Here is a 20599-nt window from a genome sequence, read left to right as displayed (position 1 = left end):
GTGTTCCTGATCGGCGCGGCCTTCTTCATGCCTGCCTCACTGGCCGGTGCTGGCTTTCTGGGAACGACGGTCGGCGGTGCGATGAAGGGGCTTGGTATGGCGCTTGCCATGGGCGGGCTCGGACAGATGCTTTCACCGGCCCCGAAAGTCGCTGACAGCTCCAATGAAGATCAGGCCTCCTATCTGTTTAACGGCGGGGCCAATGTGACGACGGAAGGCGGCCCCGTGCCGCTGGTCTATGGGAAGAAATTCCGGGTCTCGCCGGTGCTGATCGCCGCGGGCCTTTCCACCGAAGATATCGCAATCTGAATTTCGGAAACACATCATGCAACATATGCGAATTTCCGGCCATGGCGGTGGCGGGAAGGGCGGCAAAAGCGGTGGCTCCGGCGGATACAACGAAGCCCCGAACACGCTGCGCTCAAAACAAACCATGCGGCTTTTGTTTCTGGTCAGCGAAGGCGTGACCGGTGGGCTGAAGGATGGGGCGAAGTCGATCTTCTTTGACGATGTGCCGGTCCAGAACCCGGACGGCTCGTTCAACTTTGAAGGCGGCACTTTTGAGACCCGCAACGGCTTTCCTGATCAGGCCGCCTTGTCCGGGTTTCCGGCTGTCGAGAATGAACAGGGCGTTGGTGTTGAGATCAAACAGGATCTGTCGGCCACGCGGGCCATCACCAATCTGGCGGCAACGGCAGTGCGTGTCTCTATTCAGGTGCCGCAGCTGATCTATACCGATCCCGATAATGGCAATGTCAAAGAGAATTCGGTTGATATCGCCATTGACCGGCGCTCAGAGGCAGGCACATGGCGCGAAGTGCGCCGGGACACGATCTCGGGCAAATGCACCTCGCCTTATGTCCGGGCCTACCGGATCCCGCTGGAGGAGGCCGGGCCGTGGTATATCCGGGTTCGTCGTCTTTCCGAGGATGCCAATGGCACAACGTCCAATAACCAGACCTACTGGTCATCCTATACGGTGATTGAAGATTACCGGCTGACCTACCCCGACAGTGCTGTTCTGGGTGTCACGCTGGATGCGGCCGAGTTTGGCGGCAATGCCATCCCGACCGTGTCTGTTGACTGGGCCGGTATCGAGATTGAAGTGCCCTCAAATTATGATCCGGAGGCGCGGGCCTATGCCGGTGTCTGGGATGGCACATTCAAACGGGCGGTCACCGATAATCCGGCATGGATCTTTTATGATCTGGTGGTCAATGACCGCTATGGCCTCGGCCAGTATGTCGATGTCGGGCAGGTGTCGAAATGGGCGCTTTACGAGATCGCGCAATATTGCGATGCACTGGTCGATGATGGCTTTGGCGGGAAAGAGCCGCGTTACACCTTCAACGGCGCGATTACCTCACGCGATGAGGCGATCAATGTCCTGACAGCCTTTGCCGGTGTGTTCCGGGGTATGGTCTACTGGGGGACGGGTGCGGTCACGGCGGTTTGTGACAAGCCTGCCGATCCCGTGAAACTGGTGTCTCAGGCCAATGTGGTTGACGGCACATTTTCCTATCAGGGATCGGCGCTCTCGGCCCGCCACACGCAGGTGCTGGTACGCTGGTTCGATCCTGAGAACAACTATAAACCCGCCATTGAAGTGGTCGAAGATCCGGATGCCGTTGCGCGGTATGGATCACGCCAGACAGAGATCCAGGCGATTGGCTGTTGCTCACGCGGGCAGGCGCATCGTTACGGCGCATGGCTGCTTGATACCGAACAGCACTCAACTGAAGTCGTGACCTATCGTGCGGGGCTGGATCATGCTGACGTTGCGCCGGGTGATGTGGTTCTGGTGGCTGATCCATCCTATGCGGGCGTGCGTTATGGCGGGCGGATCAAGGCCGTTTCGGACGATCTGACCATGGTCACGGTCGATGCACCGGTGACGCTCAATGACGGCGAGACCTATACACTGACGGCTGTGATGCCGGATGGTGCACTGGCGGATCGCTCGGTGGTGAATGGGGCAGGGAAAACAGAAACAACGGAACTAACGGAACTAACGGAAAATACAGAAAATACAGAAACAATAGAACAAACAGAACATACAGAAATAACAGAAACACTTGTTCTGTCATCGGCGCTTCCGGACAAGCCGGTCGCCGGTGCAATGTGGATCCTGACAGGCTCGGATGCCGCACCGCGTCCCTTCCGGGTTTTATCGATCACGGAAAACGACAAGCATCAGTTCGATGTCTCGGCGCTGATCTATGACGAAACCAAATGGGATCGCGTCGAGAAAGGTCTGATCCTCGAACCGCCATCGTTTTCCACCTATCCGACCGGGCCGCTTCTGGCACCATCGCATATCACGGTGGAAGAATATCTCTATCTGGCCGGTGGCGTGTCGGTGCGCGGTGCGGTCACAATCGGCTGGTCTGCCCCGAATGATACACGGGCGACCCTTTACGAGGTGGAGTATCGCGAGCAGGGCGGGATCTGGCTGCCGGTCGGTTCCACGACAAGCGTTTCGATTGATCTGCAGGATCTCGATCCCGGTGTTTACAGCTTCCGGGTTCGTTCCGTCTTTACCGCGCTCAATCAGCGGTCAAAATGGACGCAGCTTGAAGCAGTTTATCTGTCGAGTGTCCTGTCACCACCGGGCAATGTCGAACGCTTCAACATTGCAGTGATCGGCGATATGGCGACGCTGACATGGTCGCCGGTCGATGCACTGAACCTGTCGCATTATGTGATCCGCTATTCGCCGGAGATGACGGGCGTGACATGGCGTTCTTCCGGTGCACAGCTCGGCCATGTCGATGCAACAAGCGTGCAGATCCCGACACGACCGGGAACCTACCTGATCAAGGCGGTAACGCGGCAGGGCGTTGAAAGTCCCTCTGCCACCCTCATTCAGACCACGGTCGGGGCAACGCCGACGAATGCAATCGAGCGCTTTGTCGAGCAACCGGCATGGTCCGGGACACTGGACAATTGCTTTGCCGGTGAACCGGGCCTGCGGCTGGCCAATGCCGGAGACGATATCTACACCGTGGTTGAGGCCGGAACCTATGTCTCGGCCCGCACCATCGATCTTGGCTCGGTCTTCACTTCAAGGATCACGCCGGTTCTGTCTGTTTACGGGCAGGAACTGGATGAGACGATGGATAAATGGCCGCTGCTGATCGACCTCGATGGCATGGTCGGGGCGGATCCGTCGAAGTGGAATGTGGTGATGGAAATCCGCACCACGGATGGGGATCCGGGTGCATCTGATACCGTCTGGACAGACTGGCATGAGGCGGCGACCGGCGATGTGGCGGCACGGGCCTATCGGATGCGGCTTCGGCTTTCGTCAGAAGATGAGAACATCACGCCGATTGTCGCACGGGCTGAGCTGACGGTCGATATGCCCGACCGGATTTTAAGCGGCAACAATATCGTCGTGCCGGTTGCCGGAAAGCGGATCGGCTTTGACCCGCCTTATTATGGGCTGACAGGTGTTTCGATATCGGCGCAGGGCCTTCGCTTCGGCGACTTTTACGAAATCGCAAACAAGGATGAGAGCGGCTTTGGCATCGTGTTCAAAGATCAGTCCGGCACGCCGGTTGAGCGCTCGTTTGACTATGTGGCCGTTGGCTACGGAAAGGTGCATGCATGACGCAATATGAGAATGTGACGATTGATCCGACCGTCACCAATGGCTCGCAGCTTGCGGCCAATATCAACAGCTGGCGCAAGGCCGCACTGACACTGCACAGCGGTGTTGAGCGGCCATCCTATGCCAGTGCGGGCACGATGTGGATCAACACGGCGTCCAGCCCATGGAAGCTTTGCGTCTATGATGGCGCGGATGATGTCGTGATCGGCGAACTCAAACCGGACAGCCATGATTTTGTCAGCGCCGGTGGCACGGATTACACCAATGATCTGATGAGCGCAGACAATGCCGCAGAGGCGCGGGACAAGCTGGAGGCTGTTTCGAAGTCAGGCGATACGATGGGGCCGCTGGTCACAAACGGTTGGGGGCTCGTACAGCACGCCCCGGATGCAAACTCAGGAACAACCGGTGCTGACAATTACTCTACTCTGAGACTCCGCATTCCTCGTGGTGCCACCAGCGACGGTGATGTTAATGGAGCATTTGCAGATTTCACTATGTATGAGCTTGTGGGCAGCTATCATGCTGCTCGGATAACGGTGAAGGGGTTTGGTAACGCGGACTGGCCGCATTGGGAGTTCCGGCAGGACGGTGGGTTTTACTCATGGGGACCTAACGCCTTCGAGGCACCGGCACAGGGCCAACCTAACCTGAAACTCACTGGACAAGCCCGATCTTACGGGACACGGCTCCACCTAGAGGAGCGCGGCACAAGCGATGGTCCGCGCATTTTGTTCTCTAAACCAAACGCCGGTAACTGGGCCGCTGGCATTAAGTATGGCACCGACGGCGAGAGGTCTAACTTTACGCTTTACTGGGGAGCCACCCCGAATGATCTTGGCTCACAAAGGTTCATGATAGCGCCCAGCGGCGACACGTGGACTAACTCATATGGGTGGCTCCACGACAGGTTTGCTCAGGCTGGCGCGCGCGTCCAGCATGACTCCGGCGTGTACGAGATCGGCACGGTTAAGACGACAGGCAACAACGTTGATTGTCCGGCAGGTATGTTTGTCACCGGCCTGCGCGTCCAGAACTATGACTGGGCTGTTCGTGAAATTTATGTTCGTGCGAAATATGCGAGGAACCGGTAATGGCGACTGAAATCTCCCCCGACAGCGCCAATGCGCTCAATCCTGACCTTGATCACAATACGCTTGGTTATCTGTTGTCGCTGGCCTTTCCTGACGCGACTGCCGATCAGGATTTTAAAACCGGTCATCTGATTGATGAGGAGACCGATCAGCGTCTCGGCTCAGCAGTGATCCTCGAATGGAACGTTGAAGCGGATTTCCCATCGCCGGATGATCTGCATGCCTTACTCGATCAGCATCGGGACGCTGTCGCGGCGTTTGTTGAAGGCCGCGAAAACCGGATGTTGCGCAACGCCGTGGATGCCGAACGCGACCGGCGCATTGCCGACGGCTTTCTGTTCGCAGGTGTTAAGTATCAGTCCCGCCCCGGCGATATCGACAAGATCTCGCGCTGGGCAGCATCTGCCCGATCTGCAATCGAGGCGGGGACGGTTGCCGGTGACTATCGCTGGCACGGTCAGAACTATGACTTTGCATGGATTGCGGCAGACAATACCACGCACAAACTCGATGCACAGGCCATGGTCGCACTCGGTGAGGCCGTTCTGGCGCATGAGCAGGCGCATATTATGGCAGCCCGAACGATCAAGGATATGGATCCGATCCCTGCCGATTACGCCAATGACAGCTACTGGCCGGACTGACCGGCATGCCATCACCGATGATTGGGCTGAGATTCTCGGAAATCAGTTGACGGCGCTGTCTATGGCGGGATCGTCTGAGCATCCACGGGTGGGACGACGACGGCGGATATATGGTCATCCAACCAGTTGACGGTTTTCATATCAACGTGCGAATTCGCGAACCTGGCACGATACCAGACACTTTGAAGACGTTTGAAGTGGCTCTCCATGCTGTTACACCTGCGGAGACCTGCGCATGAAAGCTTACGAAATACTGCCGGATGGAGAACACTTCCGGCGTACGTCAACCTTTGTCTGGCAGCTTGGAACTGGCCACACCGTGACGATCCCAAACGGCTATGTCTTTAATATCTCGTCGCCATTTTGTAGGCGATGGATCACGTCACATGTGGCTCGGTGGGACTGGTGCTGGCTTGTTTGGGCTTCGTGCATTCATGACTACTTGATTGTCATGCTAGGATGGTCCCGTTTTCGGGCCGGAACAGAATTCTATCGTGCGATGTGCCATGGCGGCGGCTTGTTGCGGGCAATCGCTGTTTTACCCTTGGGTGTTGCTGTGACGCTCTGGCGTTGCTGGGTGCCAAATCGGCGCTCGACCGAGCTTCAGTAGGCTCTGCAGTTCGTGTAAATGCTTGCGCTGATGCAGCGTACCTGTGGCTTTTGATAGGCCCAAGAACCGAGCTGATAAGACGGCATATTGTTCGAGATCGACTGATATACGTTTGCGGTATATTGCTGCGACGCCATTTGGTTTTGAGCGATTTGCTGCTGCAACATCATACTCTGATATTGAGCCTGCTGTTGTTGTTGCATCTGTCGCATTTGATAATACTGCAATTCTTGCGAGGTCAGCGCTCTACGGTTTCCGGCAGGCCTTCCTTCAGAGTTGAAACACTGAATGACGCCCGAAGAAATTGGGCGATAGCGGGCACACTCTTTGTCACCAGCCAAAAATATCTGGCCATTAACTGGTTCCAGTACCTGATTGTAGGTGCTGCAGCCCGCAAGCATCGCCACAGACAATAACAACGCAAACAACTTCATTTCATGCTTCCCCCTAATGGCAAAGCAACGAATGAAATTACGATCAGGAATTGAGCCTATTCGTCGGTGCAATGCATACGATTTGCATATTCCGTTCGTCGAAACTTAGTCAAGTCGAAGTTGATACTCACTTACAGTAACTGACCAACCAGACCCCAGTATTAAGGAAAATCGATCATGCCAATCACCACGGTATCCAGCCGGGGGCGTGCCTTTGTGCGCCTGCATGAAGGCAATCCGCTGACAGCCTATCGCGATCCCACCGGCACGCCGACTATCGGCACGGGCTTCACGATGAAGTCGCCATACTGCCGGGCGGAATTCGCCAGGCTCAGCATCAAGAAGCTGATCCCCGGCAAAACGAAGATCACAGCAGAACAATCCGACCGGATCCTTCGCACAGTGATCGATAACGGCTACGGCAAAGAGGTTGTTGCACATTCGCCGGATAACCGGACGCAGTATCAGCTCGATGCTGGAACCAGTGCCGCTTATAACCTCGGTGGGCGTGTGGTCAGCAAATGGCGCTTTGGCAAGCTCTGGCGGGCAGGGCGGCTGAAACAGGCTGCTGACTATCTGGCTTCACATTACAACACCTCGAAAGGCCGCAAGCTTCCGGGCCTCGTCCGTCGCCGACAGGAAGAAAGCCTTCTTTTTGAAAAGGGCATCTATACTGGTGTCGATACGGTTACGGGTGCGCCTGAAGGTGTGCCGCGCGCCGAAACGGACGAAAAGCCCGCAACCGGTGATCCGGTTGTTGCCGATGTTCAGACCATGCTGAAAAAGCGTGGATTTGATCCCGGTGCAATCGACGGCTGGTTCGGCAAGAATACCCGCAAGGCTGTGCTGGCCTATCAGATGGCGCATCCGCATCTGGTCAATGACGGCATCATCGGCCCGGCCACCATTGCCCAGCTGCGGCGCGACATGAAGGCATTCAAGGACGCAGCGGCAAAGTCCGGCGCGTCGGCGGCTGCCTCCGGCGCTGCCGCATGGATGGCTGGTCTGCCTGTTGGCTGGATTGTTGCCGGTGTCATCGTCTTTGCCGCTCTCTGGTTTGCATGGCGTTATCGCGATGTGATCGCGCGCCGGATCAACACCATCACTGGGCATGAGGTCGAAGTATGATCGGCACACTCTTCACATGGCTGGTGCGGCTTGGCGCAGGCGGCATTGTCGACCGCGCCATTAAGCTCATTGAAAAGCGGGCCGAACAGGAAACAGACCGGGAGAAGATCAAAGCGGATCTGACGGCGGAATATTACCGGCAGGTGGTCGAAGAAACCCGGATCATGGCCGATTACAACAAGGCCAAACTGTCGTTTCCGTGGTTCTGGCTGTTTGCCAGCCTGTTCCTGTTACCGCTGGCGCTTTGGTGGACCGCTGTCATCCTCGATAGCGTCTTTCACTTTCCGTGGACGATTGCAGACCTGCCAACGCCTCAGATGCAGGCATGGGCGGGGAATATGATCCAGTGGGTGTTTTATGTCGGCTCCGGCGTGGCGGGGCTGAAGACCGTTTTGAAGGCAGGGAAATGACCGTTGAAATCGCACGTCAGCTCGGAGAGGTTCAGGGCAAGCTTGATGCCCTGATCCGCAAGGTGGATGATAACCGCTCCAGCCATGAAGAGATCCATGAACGCCTGAACACGGTCGAGCATCAGAATGAAAAGCTGATCAGCGAAAACAAAGCGCTTTCCGAACGCCTGACAGAAACCGAAACCTTTGTTGCCGATGTTCAGAAGATCAAGCAGATCGGCCGCGGCTATATCCTCGGCGCAGCTATGGCAGGTACCGGCTTCGGTGTGTGGCTCTCAGATGGAATCTTGCAGTTGATCAGGGCAGTGAAGGGTGGGTGATGAAGGTGAATGTTCGGCTATGATGACTAATAGTTGTGTAATTTTCTGAATTTCAATCACTATTAAAGTATTCGCATATATAGCGGACTTTCAAGACGATTTTTATTGCCTGATATTTTGAAAACGTTCATTGCTTTTATCTTTTCGCTATTTCTATTTTTCAGGGGAGAGAGAAGAAGGTGGAGAAAAACGGAGCGCTTGGTAGTCCGGGCATTAAGAGGCGTCGCTCAGACAATAATGAACATTGGTTGAGCCTTGCTCTCCAGGCTGGTCGTATGGTCGCGTGGGAACAAGACTTGAAAACCGATTATGTTACGCGCTCCCAAAACTCAGAGGATCTTATCGGGATTGGGTCCGGGCCGCTTTGCGATGTTCTTGAGCGGATCCATCCTGATGATCGAAATATTCGCGCTGAGCTTGGCCGAAATGCCGAACTGGAAGAGGTCACGTTTCGCTGTCTGGGGCCTGATGGAGACGTTATTTGGTTAGCTACACGTGTCCAGAGAATTTCTCCCGGCAGATTAATTGGTATCAGTTTCGATATCACTGAGCTGAAGTCCGCCCGAGATCAAATTGACGCCATCGCTAACACAGACGAACTGACCGGACTGCCCAATCGACTGTATTTTCGAAAAAGTCTGGAGGATGCGATTTCCCGTGCTCTGGAAGAGAAATACGATGTCAGCTTGTTCACGCTGGATTTTGATTATTTCAAGGATATCAACGATACGTTTGGGCATGACGCCGGTGACGCATTTTTAAAAGGCGTGGCAGAGAGCCTTAAACCGTTGATCGCGCCAGGTGTGCTGGTCGCACGACTCAGCGGCGATGAGTTCGGAGTAATCGCTGAAAATCTGGATGAGACGTCTGCCACCATGCTGGCACGAAAAATAGCGCGGCAGGCTGGAAAACAAGTTCGTTATAAGGACCATGCTCTGTGGGCTAAAGTGAGTGTCGGTATGGCGCGGTGTCCGGAGCATGCCAGTTCTCCTGAAGGGCTGATCAAGGCTGCTGATATAGCCTTGTTCGAGGCGAAGAATAGCGGACGGAACCAGGTGCAGCCCTATACGGAGAAAATGGGAGCGGCTGTTATTGAGCGCGCCAGAATCGTTGAGGAAGTGTCACTCGGGCTGCCGCGTGGTGAATTAGTTCCGTTCTATCAGCCCCAAATTGATCTGAATACGGGGGAAATCACTGGGTTTGAGATGTTGGCGCGGTGGCATCATCCCTCGCGGGGGCTTCTGTCCCCACATGCATTCTGGTCTGCCTTTGAAGATCATCGCCTTAGTTTGAGACTGACAGCTTATTTGTTTGATAAAGTGATGCAGGATTTGCGCAGGTTGTCCGGCGAAGGGCTCGATGCGGGGTGTATTGCCTTCAATGTTTCCAATATCGCTTTCGGTCACCCAAAAATCGTCCCTGCGATTCTGTCAGCGCTCAGATCTTTCAGATATCCGGTAAAAAAGTTTGAGATCGAAGTAACCGAAGACGTACTGTTTGGACGAAATGAACAGCCGGCTATTGAGAAGCTAACGTCATTGCGTAACGGCGGGGTCAGTGTCGCGTTGGATGATTTTGGAACAGGCAACGCATCTTTGTCGCATCTCCGAAGGTTTAAGGTTGATAAACTCAAAATCGACAAAAGCTTTGTCGATGATTTCAACGCAGGTAAGGGTGATCGAGCAATAATCGAAGGAATCATTGGGATATCAAAAGGATTCGGCATGTCTGTTACCGCCGAGGGCGTTGAGAAACTCGATCAGGCAATCGCTTTAAAACAGATGGGATGCGACACGGCGCAGGGGTATTTTTTTGAAAAGCCAATGTCGTATGAGGGTATGATCGATTTATTGCGAAGCGGAAAAAAATATCCCTTATGATAGCTAGGTTTAATGGGACCACGCTGTTCTGGATCCTGCAGCGGCACTATCCGCAGTTTCTGGATGTGATTAAGTTCCAGCTGTCATCGCGTCGTGAATTTGAAAGGTTAGCAGCAACAGATCAGTCAACGCTGCCGGATCTGTTGCTGCCCGCTTTCTCTATCTTCAGCGCTTAGCCTTCGGCGGCAACGTTGCCCACCGGAGTTTCGATGTTGAACGTCTTCATTCGCCAACGAGGGCGAGACGACCATGCTCCAGCTTTCACAGCGGTTGAGTTGCCTTTCACTAAGCGGCATTATCCGTGTCGGGCACAACAAGATAAATCAGAACCGCAATAATCGTGATGAAAAAGCGGAACGCACTTTCTATGCCGTTCCATTGTTCTGACATCCACATGCCGAACCATTCACCGCCAATCGACATGAACCCTACCTGCCATGTCAGAAAACCCAGAGTTAAACCTGCAACCGCCCATTTCTTGCGAGCATTAAACTCTCTCGGCGAACCGCTAGTGGCTGCAAGCAGCTTGAAGCCGCCAACCCAGCATAGGATCGCGGTGAGCGTTTCCAGTGCAATAATGAAAATGTAGCCTGCATGGTGAAGGGTTTCAGATTCAATCGCCCGGTATTTGATTGATGAATCCGGAAAGATCGTGTCCATTAAGAAGACATGGTGAACGAAGGCATAGTTTGAACCGTAGTCCGTGATATTCCCAAATGCGACGAGCGTGGCAAAAAAGGCAATGGCAAGTACCATCAAGGATTTTGAAAGCCTGATAGTCATGTAGAGTTGGCTCCTGGATGTTCTGTGTTTTTAGTAACTTAGCAGAAAGCGTAGTGCGGATCTTCTGGCAACTTTGACAGTTGTCAGCATGCAAAATTTCTCATCCTTATGATCAAGACACGAATACGCTTCTGATCGGCTTTTCTGCTGCCCGGCATCGGGCGGCCTGCAGCCCGCCAAGGCTGCAAACAACGGGCCAGTCGCCAAACATAGTCCCGTCCGGTAAGCATAGAGAATCCTCACCGCACCCGACCGCCTGCGCAGGCGAAGCGGTGTGTGGCAGATTCGGACATATCCCACAATGCAAGGAATGATATCGGTGCGGCCCGTTTCGCCGCCTGCCGCCTATCTTGGTGGCAAAAAACGTCTCGCCAGGCGCGTTTCCTCCATCATCGAACAGACCCCGCATGACCTTTATGCAGAACCATTCGTCGGCATGGGCGGGGTTTTCTTCCGCCGCACGCTGGCGGCCCGCTGCGAGGTGGTCAATGACTATTCCGGTGACGTGACCACGCTCTTCCGGATCCTTCAGCGGCACTATCCGCAGTTTCTGGATGTGATCAAATTCCAGCTGTCGTCACGCCGGGAGTTTGAGCGGCTGGCCGCAACAGATCCGAAAACGCTAACGGACCTCGAACGCGCAGCCCGCTTTCTCTATCTCCAGCGGCTGGCCTTCGGTGGAAAGGTCTCCGGGCGAAATTTTGGTGTCGAGCGCCACGGACCGGCCCGCTTCGATCTGAACCGCCTTGGCCCCATTCTGGAAGAGGTGCATGAGCGCCTGTCTGGTGTCGTCATCGAGAACCTCGACTGGCGGGATTTCATCGCGCGTTACGACCGGGAGGGGGCCTTGTTCTATCTCGATCCGCCATATTACGGCTCAGAGAAAGACTATGGCAAAGACTGCTTCAGGCGCGACGACTTTGCTGAAATGGCTGAATTGCTGTCCGGCATCAAGGGCCGCTTCATCGTCTCGTTGAATGATTGTCCGGAAGTGCGGGGCATCTTCGCAGCCTTCCAATTCGCTGATGTGAAACTTGGACTTCCCCTTCAAAAGTGGAGGGCTTCTGTTAGATAAAACTGACAGGAGACTTGGAATTGAAGCAGCGAGAATTTACAGAAGAGTTCAAACGCGAAGCCGTTCGGATTTTGACGACGAGTGGTCGAAGCATTTCGTCGGTCGCAGAGGACCTTGGCATTGGCAAGTCAACACTTGACCGTTGGCGGCGTAATATTGCTGAGAAAGATTTGCTTTCTGGTCCGCATGAGGACATGCATCAGGAGCTTGCCCGTCTTCGAAAAGAAAATGAGCTTCTACGACAGGAACGAGATTTATTAAAAAAAGCGACGGCCTTCTTCGCTCGGGAGACAAGTCGATGAAGTTTGCATTCATCGACACGGAGAAGGCCCACATGTCTCTGTCACGGCTGTGTGCTCTCGCAGGTGTCAGTATCAGCGGCTATTATGCATGGAAGCATCGTTTGCCCAGTCGTCGCCAGCTTGATGACATGATTATTCTGGCGCACATTCGCAATCAGTTTGCGCTGTCGCGCGAAACCTATGGCAGCCCTCGCATGCATGTTGAGCTGAACGAAGAAGGCATTCGGGCAGGTCGTCACCGCACGGCGCGACTGATGCGCGAAAACGGCCTTAAAGCCCGGCAGAAAACACGCTTCAAACGCACGACCGACAGCAATCATGGCGAGCCTGTCGCTCCCAATCTTCTGGATCAGGACTTCACTTGTGATGGGCCAGATCAGAAATGGGGTGTCGATATCAGTTACATATGGACCGCAGAAGGTTGGCTGTATCTGGCAATTGTTGTCGATCTTTTCTCTCGTCGTATTATCGGCTGGGAAGCACGGGATAGGATGAAAAAGGATCTCGCGATCTGTGCTTTGAAGAAGGCCATTGCAATCCGACAACCAGAGCCGGGGTTGATCCAGCACTCGGACAGGGGAAGCCAATATGCCAGTTATGAGTATCGCAGAATTCTCGAAGCGCACAAAATGCTTCCATCCATGAGCGGAAAAGGAAATTGTTACGATAATTCGATGGTGGAAACCGTCTTCAAGACGATCAAGTCGGAACTGATATGGCGAACTGTGTTCTACACACGTAAGGATGCGATCAAAGCCATTGGCGAATACATTGACGGTTTCTATAATCCTGTGCGCAGACATTCTGCTCTCGGATATAAATCACCGATCCAGTTCGAGGTAATAAACCGGAATTTTGAGACAGAACCTCTCCACTAAATCGGGGTAAGTCCAACTGGACTACACGGTTGGCAGTGGTGCAGCAAAGCCAGTGGGCGAGGTGATTATCCTGGATGGTAAAAGTGTGACCGAAGCAAGGAACCTTCCCCTATTCTAGGGGAAGGCGGCTATTGCTATATGGGCGAGCGGTTCTACGTCCGAAATGCGCCTTCACTTCGGTCGTACGAGGTGTCGAATCCGGTTCTCGAATGCAGACGCTTCGGCCGGGTGACTGCAAGTCTATTGAGGGCGGATTTCGTAACTTCGGGGTGCGAAGCAGCGGTCATTCGTCTAGCGGAACAGATGCTCCTGGATGTCCACAAAGGCCTTCCTGATTTCCGAAACCGGCCCTAGGGCTGCTTTCGCATCGTTCGTTCCCCCATAACGGATACGTAGGAAGTCCCGAATCTTGCCCAGAGATAGTTCCTCGATACCTCGGGCCTCGTAGGCTGTTAGGACATAGTCGAGAAACTGGCGCATCTCAGATTCGTAGCCACCGAGGCCAGCCGACCGGGCGGCTTCGGCCCGCTCGGCCCGTGCGAGAGGCGCGAGGGTAAAGCGGACATAGGCCAGCACGTCGAAGACATCGCTGTTCGGCGCGTCGATAAGGCGGCGCATGTCTTCCATGCGATCGGCGTCGTAGCCGAGTTCCGTGAGCCGCTGGATGAAGCCTTCGCGCCGTTCCGGATCGCTCCAGACGGCGCGCAGCTCTTCCTCGGAGGCGACGAGATTGCCGAGATCACCGAAAAGCTGCTCCATGAACTCCTGCGCGGTGATCGGCCGGCCGTCATGAGACCAGTAGGTCGTCGCGGCGATGTAGCGGATCTGCCGTTCCTTGCCGTCGCCGAGCTTCACCACGACCTTCTCGCCACCCGGCGGATCGTCGGGGCCAGGCTCGGGTGTCTCGGGCTGGGGGGGCGGTGTCGGGCTGGGGCCGGGCGACGGGGTATCGGGCGGAAGCGGTTCGCCGTCCCATTCCGGGTCGTTGAAGTGCTCGTAGGCCTTCACGAAGTCGAAGACGGTGAAGAAGTCTTTCCCGTCGAAGGTCCGCGTGCCGCGACCGATGATCTGTTTGAATTCGATCATCGACTTGATCGGGCGCATCAGGACGATGTTGCGGATGTTCCGGGCATCCACGCCGGTCGAAAGCTTGTGGGAGGTCGTCAGTATGGTTGGCAGGGACTTCTCATTGTCCTGGAACTCGCGCAGATACTGCTCGCCCAGTTTGCCATCGTCGGCGGTCACGCGCTGGCAGTAATGCGGGTCGGGATTGTCCTTCACCTGGTTGATGTAGTCCCGGACGCGCGCCGCGTGGTCCTGCGTGGCGCAGAAAACCAGCGTCTTCTGGCGCTGGTCGATCTGGTCTATGAACTCCTCGACGCGGCTTTTTTCTCGCTCGGGGATCACGAGCGTCGTATTGAAGTCGCCCTCGCGGTAGGTTTTCTCCGGATCGATCTCGCCCGAAATCAACTCGTCCTCGTCGCTCCAGGTATACTCATCTATGGTGCTGGCCATCTGGCGCACCTTGAACGGCGTCAGAAAGCCGTCGCCGATCCCCTCCCTCAGGGCATAGGTGTAGACCGGGTCGCCGAAATAGCCGTAGGTGTCGGCGTTCACGTCGCGCTTGGGCGTCGCAGTCAGGCCGAGCTGAACGGCGGGCGAGAAGTATTCGAGGATGCCGCGCCAGGTGCTTTCGTCCTTGGCGCCACCGCGGTGGCATTCGTCGATCACGATGAAATCGAAGAAATCCGGCGGGTAGCCATGATAGGTGAACTCGCCCGATCCGGTCATGAAGGTCTGGAAGATCGTGAAGAAGACGTTCGCGTTCTTCGGGATCTTGCCCTGCTTGCGGATCTCGTCGGGGCTGATACGGCAGAGCGCGTCGGGCGGGAAGGCGCTGAACGAATTGTAAGCCTGGTCGGCCAGGATGTTGCGGTCGGCGAGGAACAGGATGCGCGGGCGGCGCACCGGGTCGCGGGAGAGGTTCCATGAGGCGTGGTAGAGCTTCCACGCGATCTGGAAGGCGATGGAGGTCTTGCCGGTCCCCGTCGCCAGCGTCAGCAGGATGCGCTGGTCACCGCGGGCGATGGCGTCGAGCACGGCGGTAATGGCGTTGTGCTGGTAATAGCGCGGCTCCCATTTGCCGCCCTCCGTCTCGAAAGGCACTTCGCCGAAGCGCTCGCGCCAGTCGTTGCCCTCGGGAAAGCACAGGTCCCAAAGCTCCTGCGGCGAGGGGAATGGCAGCGCATGGTCGCCCTCTTTCCCCGTGGCCATGTCGATGCCGTACCAGCCGATCCCGTTGGTCGAATAGGCGAGGCGGGCCTTCAGGCGGGTGGCGTAGTCCTTGGCCTGTCCGACACCGTCGGTATAGCCGAGGCCCGCGCGCTTGGCCTCGATCACGGCAAGCTTGCGGTCGCGGTAGCTGAGCACGTAATCGGCCGAGAGCGGGTTGATCCGGCCCGCCCCGGTAATCCGGCCCGGGCAGATCATCTCGCGCCGGATCTTCGAGCCTTCCACCACGCCCCACCCGGCCTCGCGCAGGACGGGATCAATGCGATTGGCGCGGGTGTCGGCTTCGGTCTCTGTCATGCGGTCAGTTGGCCGGAGAAGGCCTTTTGCAACAGGGATTGGCGGAGGTCGGTTATGTCGTCAAGTTTCACGCTATAGCTTGCTGCAGCCGCACGACATTTGGCTTCGGACAGTTGTAGCTTCTTGACAAATTCCTGCTGAGTTCCGGTGTCGGAAGGATAACGCACTGAGAGCGATTGCAATTGTGTCTTCGTGATAGCTTGTCTGGTCGCACCTCCCTCCGCTCCCGTTTCAAGAAGTCGTTTCTTTTGCTCAGAGGCAGTCATAAACAAAGTCAAAAATTCCGGGAGCAGTTGTGTATCGTTAGGCCGCAATATTGCAACGTGCTGATTGACCCGAGCCGGAAGGACTGCGCTGTCCACCATGCAGCATCGCGCAATCGATGCTCCTGTGATGTTAAATAGTACATCCCGCTCCTCAACGATCACATTCGACAGTTTCTTCCCCTGATCGTCATCAATATAAGCCAGCTTTGCTTTTCGAAAGTCGCGATCATGGACATTCAGACTACGAATTAGAGATATGCCCTCGGCCTTGTAAGATTCTGCTCCGCCACGGGGCGTCGCCCCGCTTCCGATCTTTGAGCAAATCTCCCCCAGTATTCCCTCCTTCCAGTCGGTCGGCGGTTGGTTGAAGACTTCGTTCAACGCGGCGTCAAACAACGCCTCCGCATCCGCCAGATTGGCCTCGGCATGGGCGCGGGCGCGGTCGAGGGCGGCGAAGGCCTGATCGAGCACCGCAACGATCCGCTTCTGCTCCTCCAGCGGCGGGAGGTGAACCTTGATCGAGTTGAAGCGCGACTTGTTGACGATTGAGACTGTCGTGCCGGAAGACAGTGCAAACAGTTGCTTCTGAAACTGAGGGGATAGCGTCAGGTAAAATACAAATTTGGCAAGTGCAATATTTGGGTTCGGAAGCATTGCGTTGATTTGCTGGTTGAATGCTACGTCTACCGCAGTGAGGCCAATCTTTCCAAGATTCCCAATGCAGGAGACGAGCGTGCTGCCTTCCGGTGCGACTCGCGCCAGCGCACGACCTTTCTCAGTCAGGCCATCTTTGGCGGTTGTGACTTCCGAATTTGCCAATTCTGGCGGCTTCACGAACGGGATCGCGGTTCCATACAAGTCCGATTTTGATTTCGGGGGAGTGCTTCCTGTGACAGTCTGGAAAGCTTCACCAACGGTGGTCTGAACCCAATCTGACGCCGGTAGATCCTTCACAGCATCCCCCGGATGTCTTCAAGAATCTGCGCCGTCTCCGCGTCCCGCGCCAGCATGGTGTCGATGATCTCGGCGGGCGCGCGCAGGGGCGCCGCCTCGGGCGCGTTGGAGTTCTTGACCGACAGGTCCCATGTCTCGGCATCCATATCGGCAACGTCCACCGACCAGCTTTGCGCGCTGTCCTCGCGACCCGGCTGAAGCGCCACGAACTCCGCAAGGTCGGCGTCGTTCAGCGGGTTGGTCTTGCCCAGCGACCGGCCCGGATCGAGCTGGTAGTACCAGACCGAGCGTGTCTTCGACCCCTTCTCGAAGAACAGCACCACCGTCTTGACGCCCGCGCCCTGGAAGGTGCCGCCGGGACAGTCGAGCACGGTGTGCAGGTTGCAGCTTTCAAGCAGTTCTTTGCGCAGCGCGACGCTGGCCCCGTCGGTGTTACTGAGGAAGGTGTTCTTGATGACCACCGCGCCGCGCCCGCCCGCGCGAAGCTTACGCATGAAGTGCTGGAGGAAGAGGTAGGCGGTCTCGCCCGATTTGATGGGGAAGTTCTGCTGCACCTCCTTGCGCTCGCCGCCGCCGAAGGGCGGGTTGGCGAGGACGATATCGTGGCGGTCCCGCTCCTGAATATCCATCACGTTCTCGGTGAGCGTGTTGGTGTGGCGGATGCTGGGCGCCTCGATCCCGTGGAGGATCATGTTCATGACGCCGAGGACGTAGGCGAGCGATTTCTTCTCCTGCCCGTAGAAGGTCCGCCGCTGGAGCGTGGCCCAGTCCGACGCCGACAGGTCATCGCGGCGCAGGTATTGCCACGCCTCGCACAGGAAGCCCGCCGAGCCGCAGGCGCCGTCGTAGATGGTCTCGCCGATCTTCGGGTCGGTGACCTTGATCATGGCGCGGATCAGGGGGCGGGGCGTGTAGTATTCCCCGCCGTTCCGTCCCGCATTGCCCATGCGCTTGATGCGGGTCTCGTAAAGGTCGGACAGCTCGTGCTTGGCCTTCTGGCTGCCGAAGTCGAGCTGATCGACGATCTCGAGCGCGTCGCGGAGGGAGTAGCCGGAGCGAAACTTGTTGCCGATCTCGGAGAAGATCTCGCCGATCTTGTAGTCGAGGCTGTCGGGGTTGTCGGTGCTCTCGCGGAATTTCTTGAGATAGGGGAAGAGCTTGCCGTTGACGAAGTCGATCAGGTCGGCCCCGGTCAGCGCGGCATTGTGGTCGAGCTTGCCGTCCGCCGTCTTTGGCGCGGCCCAGGTCTTCCAGCTGTAGGCGGGAGAGACGATGGGGCTGTAGTCCTTGCCCTCGAGCTCTGCCTCGTCCCGGCGCTCGGTCTCGAGGTCGTCGAGATACTTGAGAAAGAGCAGCCATGACGTCTGCTCGGCGTAGTCCAGCTCGGACCCGAGACCCTCGTCGTTTCGTAATGCCCTGTCTATGTTATTGAATGCGTTTTCAAACATGCCTGCCTCTTGATTCCGGGCACCTTACCGCGCCGTAGGAATACAGGCAATTGCAGGCGTCTGCATGTGTTCTGGGTTTCTGAATTAGCGCAGCGGTGCAAGTTGTCCTAAACGCATACTTCGCCAAATGTGTGCGTTCGTTTGCGCTTCCACGCCAGCGAGGCCCGGCGTGGAAGGTCGGCATCTATGGCCTGCTGCTGCGGTTCACCGTGCCTTGGTACGAATGACCGCTCCGGGGGAAAGCGCTCATCCGCCGCCCCTGACACGAATGTGCGCCCAGAGCCGAAAGTGACGCCGCTCCTGTCAACGCTGAACGTCTGCTGCCCCGACTTCATTCCGACCTTTACAAATTGAATGAGCCGGTGAAGTTTCGTCCTTCACCGGCTTTCAGGGTGCGTCAAGCAGGCGGCGTTTCCACCACTGTTGGTGCTCTTCATGATTTCTCGGTTTTGATGAAGGGCGAGCTGGCAATTGAACGGGGTGCCATCCCGAACGAGTGATTGTCCACAGGTGACGATTTCTGTGGACGTTGGGGTTAGTCAGTAGGTGCTTTTGCATGGTACACACTGGCGATAACATACTGTTTTCTTATATCCGCCGTTTGGCTGTTGTGGTCCACATATGATGCTGTTTTTATTGTTTTTTATGGGACTCTAAAAGTCTTCTCGACCGCACCAAAATCTTCTTTCTGTAGAAGGTTTAACTATTTGATTTTCCAATAGTTTCTTTTTTCTTTTCCGTGCTGTTTTGTGAAAAGCGCACTTTTCGTGTAACAAATCCTGTATCAAAACGTGTTACAGGGCGCGAAAATGTCTTTATCCCGGCAGGGCAACCCAGATCGTTATCTGCACCAGCGCGACGGCATTTATGTCTATGTGCGCAGGGTGCCAAAGCGCCTTTCCTCTCTCGATGAAAGGGCGGGTATGGATCTCGCTTTTCATGGTTTTTGAGTCGCTGGAATCGAGTTCAGCAGTTGAGGATAAAGCAGATTCTTTGGCGGCGGCGAGACCAGCCGACGAGATTTTGCCTCTAGTGCAGCGTCAGGCATAATACCTTATCATTGTTTTGATGCATGAGTCGGACCACTTCCTGTGAAGTGGTTTAGATTCTGGCCGTAAGGCCATTGCGAAGAGAGAGTTGCCAAAAGTTGCGGGCCTGGATTCTGACAGATGGAAAAATCGGAGATCGTGTCCAGTGCCTCGGCGTTGCGAGGCGTTTGCAGGCCGATATTGAAGAGCGTGTGCTCGCCCCCGGCAAGCCCTGGACGTGGCTGATGCCGCGCGGTCCGGTGCCTTTCAGGGACCGTCACACGCGTCATGATAGTCCGATTGCTCCACCATTTCCTGACATTGCGATTGCCTCCGGCCGGCGGGCTGTCCCTTATCTCCGGTCTCTCCGCAAGGTCTCAAATGGCCGTACATTTACAGTTTTTCTGAAGGATCCGCGCATCGCGCCTGATTTTGCGGATTTGGTCTGGGTTCCGCGCCATGACCGTTTGCGCGGGCCAAATGTCCTGGTCAGCGATACTGCGCCGCATAATCTGCAGCTGCATGAAATTAAAGCTGCTACGGAAAACCGCCCAAGGGTCTGGGATAGTCTGCCGGGGCCGCGGCTCGGTATGATGATCGGTAATCCGCTTTCGGGCGCGCGTAATGCGCAAGACGCGCTCAATGTGTTCCTGCGCCAGGTTGACCGTGCGTTGGACCAGGTCGGCAGTATCATTATCACACCATCGCGGCGTAGTCCCGCCAGTTTGATGGCGGCACTTAAGGAACGCCTCAATGGCTTTCCGCACTGGATCTGGGATGGGACTGGCGATAATCCGTATCAGGCGATTCTCGGGTTTGCCGATATGCTGGCCGTTACAGCGGACTCGCACAATATGGTGAGTGAAGCGCTTTTTACCGGCAAGCCGGTTTTCCCGGTCATGACAGGGACTCTTAATCCGAAGCTCGCACGGTTTCTGGCCCATATAAGGGACGATGGGTTTGTCCGCCCGTTTGAAGGGACGCTGGAGCCTTACGACTATCAGCCAGTCGATACGACTGCCGTGATCGCGGATGCGATTCTGGAAAAATTAGAGCATCGGGCGATTAGTCTGCAACGCATGCTGTTGATTTGAAGTAGTTCCAGCATTCCTGTGGTGAGAACAGTGCGCACACGTGGCCTAC

General features: G+C 55.9%; 16 protein-coding genes and 2 pseudogenes. 13 read left to right on the top strand and 5 right to left on the bottom strand.

All coding sequences use genetic code 11. The annotated features are described in order from the left end of the window. The 4 genes and pseudogenes from EDC90_RS20965 to EDC90_RS18725 form a co-directional block, all read left to right on the top strand. A pseudogene (locus tag EDC90_RS20965) lies at positions 1-309 on the top strand (tail assembly protein); the annotation flags it as partial. Positions 310-325: 16 nt separating this feature from the next. Then, positions 326-3613 (top strand): host specificity protein J, encoded by a 3288-nt coding sequence (locus EDC90_RS18735; protein ID WP_132314069.1) that lies wholly within the window; start codon positions 326-328, stop codon positions 3611-3613. Beyond that, complete coding sequence (locus EDC90_RS18730; protein ID WP_132314068.1) at positions 3610-4707, top strand: hypothetical protein; 1098 nt, start codon at positions 3610-3612, stop codon at positions 4705-4707. The genes EDC90_RS18735 and EDC90_RS18730 overlap by 4 nt, the downstream gene beginning before the upstream one ends. Next, positions 4707-5351, top strand: a complete 645-nt coding sequence (locus tag EDC90_RS18725) for a DUF4376 domain-containing protein (RefSeq protein WP_132314067.1) — start codon at positions 4707-4709, stop codon at positions 5349-5351. The genes EDC90_RS18730 and EDC90_RS18725 overlap by 1 nt, the downstream gene beginning before the upstream one ends. Positions 5352-5954: 603 nt before the next feature. Here EDC90_RS18725 and EDC90_RS18720 read toward each other — a convergent pair. Continuing rightward, positions 5955-6395, bottom strand: coding sequence for a hypothetical protein (locus EDC90_RS18720; RefSeq protein WP_132314066.1), 441 nt, complete (start codon positions 6393-6395; stop codon positions 5955-5957). 177 nt (positions 6396-6572) lie between these two features. On the opposite strand from EDC90_RS18720, the gene EDC90_RS18715 reads away from it, so the two are divergent. The 5 genes and pseudogenes from EDC90_RS18715 to EDC90_RS21325 form a co-directional block, all read left to right on the top strand. Then, on the top strand, positions 6573-7523 hold the full coding sequence (locus EDC90_RS18715; RefSeq protein ID WP_132314065.1) for a glycoside hydrolase family protein: 951 nt from the start codon (positions 6573-6575) through the stop codon (positions 7521-7523). Continuing rightward, entirely contained in the window at positions 7520-7933 is a 414-nt protein-coding gene (locus EDC90_RS18710) for a hypothetical protein (RefSeq protein WP_132314064.1), read from the top strand. Before EDC90_RS18715 ends, EDC90_RS18710 begins: the two co-directional genes overlap by 4 nt. After that, positions 7930-8253 (top strand): hypothetical protein, encoded by a 324-nt coding sequence (locus EDC90_RS18705; RefSeq protein ID WP_132314063.1) that lies wholly within the window; start codon positions 7930-7932, stop codon positions 8251-8253. Before EDC90_RS18710 ends, EDC90_RS18705 begins: the two co-directional genes overlap by 4 nt. A gap of 296 nt (positions 8254-8549) precedes the next feature. Continuing rightward, on the top strand, positions 8550-10133 hold the full coding sequence (locus EDC90_RS18700; protein ID WP_165972900.1) for a putative bifunctional diguanylate cyclase/phosphodiesterase: 1584 nt from the start codon (positions 8550-8552) through the stop codon (positions 10131-10133). Beyond that, a pseudogene (locus EDC90_RS21325) lies at positions 10130-10350 on the top strand (DNA adenine methylase); the annotation flags it as partial. The gene EDC90_RS18700 and the pseudogene EDC90_RS21325, both read left to right, overlap by 4 nt. A gap of 68 nt (positions 10351-10418) precedes the next feature. Here the strand turns inward: EDC90_RS21325 and EDC90_RS18690 are convergent. After that, the gene (locus EDC90_RS18690) at positions 10419-10916 is read right to left on the bottom strand and encodes a DUF2165 family protein (RefSeq protein WP_132308362.1); all 498 of its coding nucleotides are present in this window, start codon (positions 10914-10916) and stop codon (positions 10419-10421) included. Between the two features lie 301 nt (positions 10917-11217). On the opposite strand from EDC90_RS18690, the gene EDC90_RS18685 reads away from it, so the two are divergent. Together EDC90_RS18685 and EDC90_RS18680 are read left to right on the top strand one after the other, a co-directional pair. Continuing rightward, the gene (locus tag EDC90_RS18685) at positions 11218-11991 is read left to right on the top strand and encodes a DNA adenine methylase (protein ID WP_132314061.1); all 774 of its coding nucleotides are present in this window, start codon (positions 11218-11220) and stop codon (positions 11989-11991) included. 14 nt (positions 11992-12005) lie between these two features. Beyond that, positions 12006-13171, top strand: a protein-coding gene (locus EDC90_RS18680; protein ID WP_165972899.1) for an IS3 family transposase whose coding sequence is annotated in 2 segments (ribosomal slippage) — positions 12006-12273 and positions 12273-13171 — 1167 coding nt in all. Because the reading frame shifts where the segments join, the coding sequence is not laid out codon by codon here. Positions 13172-13462: 291 nt separating this feature from the next. Here EDC90_RS18680 and hsdR read toward each other — a convergent pair. From hsdR to EDC90_RS18665, 3 genes are read right to left on the bottom strand one after another with little or no spacing between them, the layout of a single operon-like run. Continuing rightward, positions 13463-15760, bottom strand: coding sequence for an EcoAI/FtnUII family type I restriction enzme subunit R (hsdR, locus tag EDC90_RS18675; RefSeq protein WP_132314059.1), 2298 nt, complete (start codon positions 15758-15760; stop codon positions 13463-13465). Next, positions 15757-16980, bottom strand: coding sequence for a restriction endonuclease subunit S (locus EDC90_RS18670; RefSeq protein ID WP_132314058.1), 1224 nt, complete (start codon positions 16978-16980; stop codon positions 15757-15759). The genes hsdR and EDC90_RS18670 overlap by 4 nt, the downstream gene beginning before the upstream one ends. Beyond that, entirely contained in the window at positions 16977-18428 is a 1452-nt protein-coding gene (locus EDC90_RS18665; RefSeq protein ID WP_132314057.1) for an N-6 DNA methylase, read from the bottom strand. The genes EDC90_RS18670 and EDC90_RS18665 overlap by 4 nt, the downstream gene beginning before the upstream one ends. Before the next feature lie 809 nt (positions 18429-19237). On the opposite strand from EDC90_RS18665, the gene EDC90_RS20960 reads away from it, so the two are divergent. Together EDC90_RS20960 and EDC90_RS18660 are read left to right on the top strand one after the other, a co-directional pair. After that, positions 19238-19378, top strand: a complete 141-nt coding sequence (locus EDC90_RS20960; RefSeq protein WP_165972898.1) for a hypothetical protein — start codon at positions 19238-19240, stop codon at positions 19376-19378. Between the two features lie 197 nt (positions 19379-19575). After that, positions 19576-20550, top strand: coding sequence for a mitochondrial fission ELM1 family protein (locus EDC90_RS18660; protein WP_132314056.1), 975 nt, complete (start codon positions 19576-19578; stop codon positions 20548-20550). The last annotated feature ends 49 nt before the right edge of the window (positions 20551-20599 follow it).

The organism is Martelella mediterranea (genome assembly GCF_004342225.1).
Lineage (GTDB): Bacteria > Pseudomonadota > Alphaproteobacteria > Rhizobiales > Rhizobiaceae > Martelella > Martelella mediterranea_B.
Note: the sequence above shows the minus strand (reverse complement) of the source record. Positions and strands in the feature narration are given on the sequence as shown.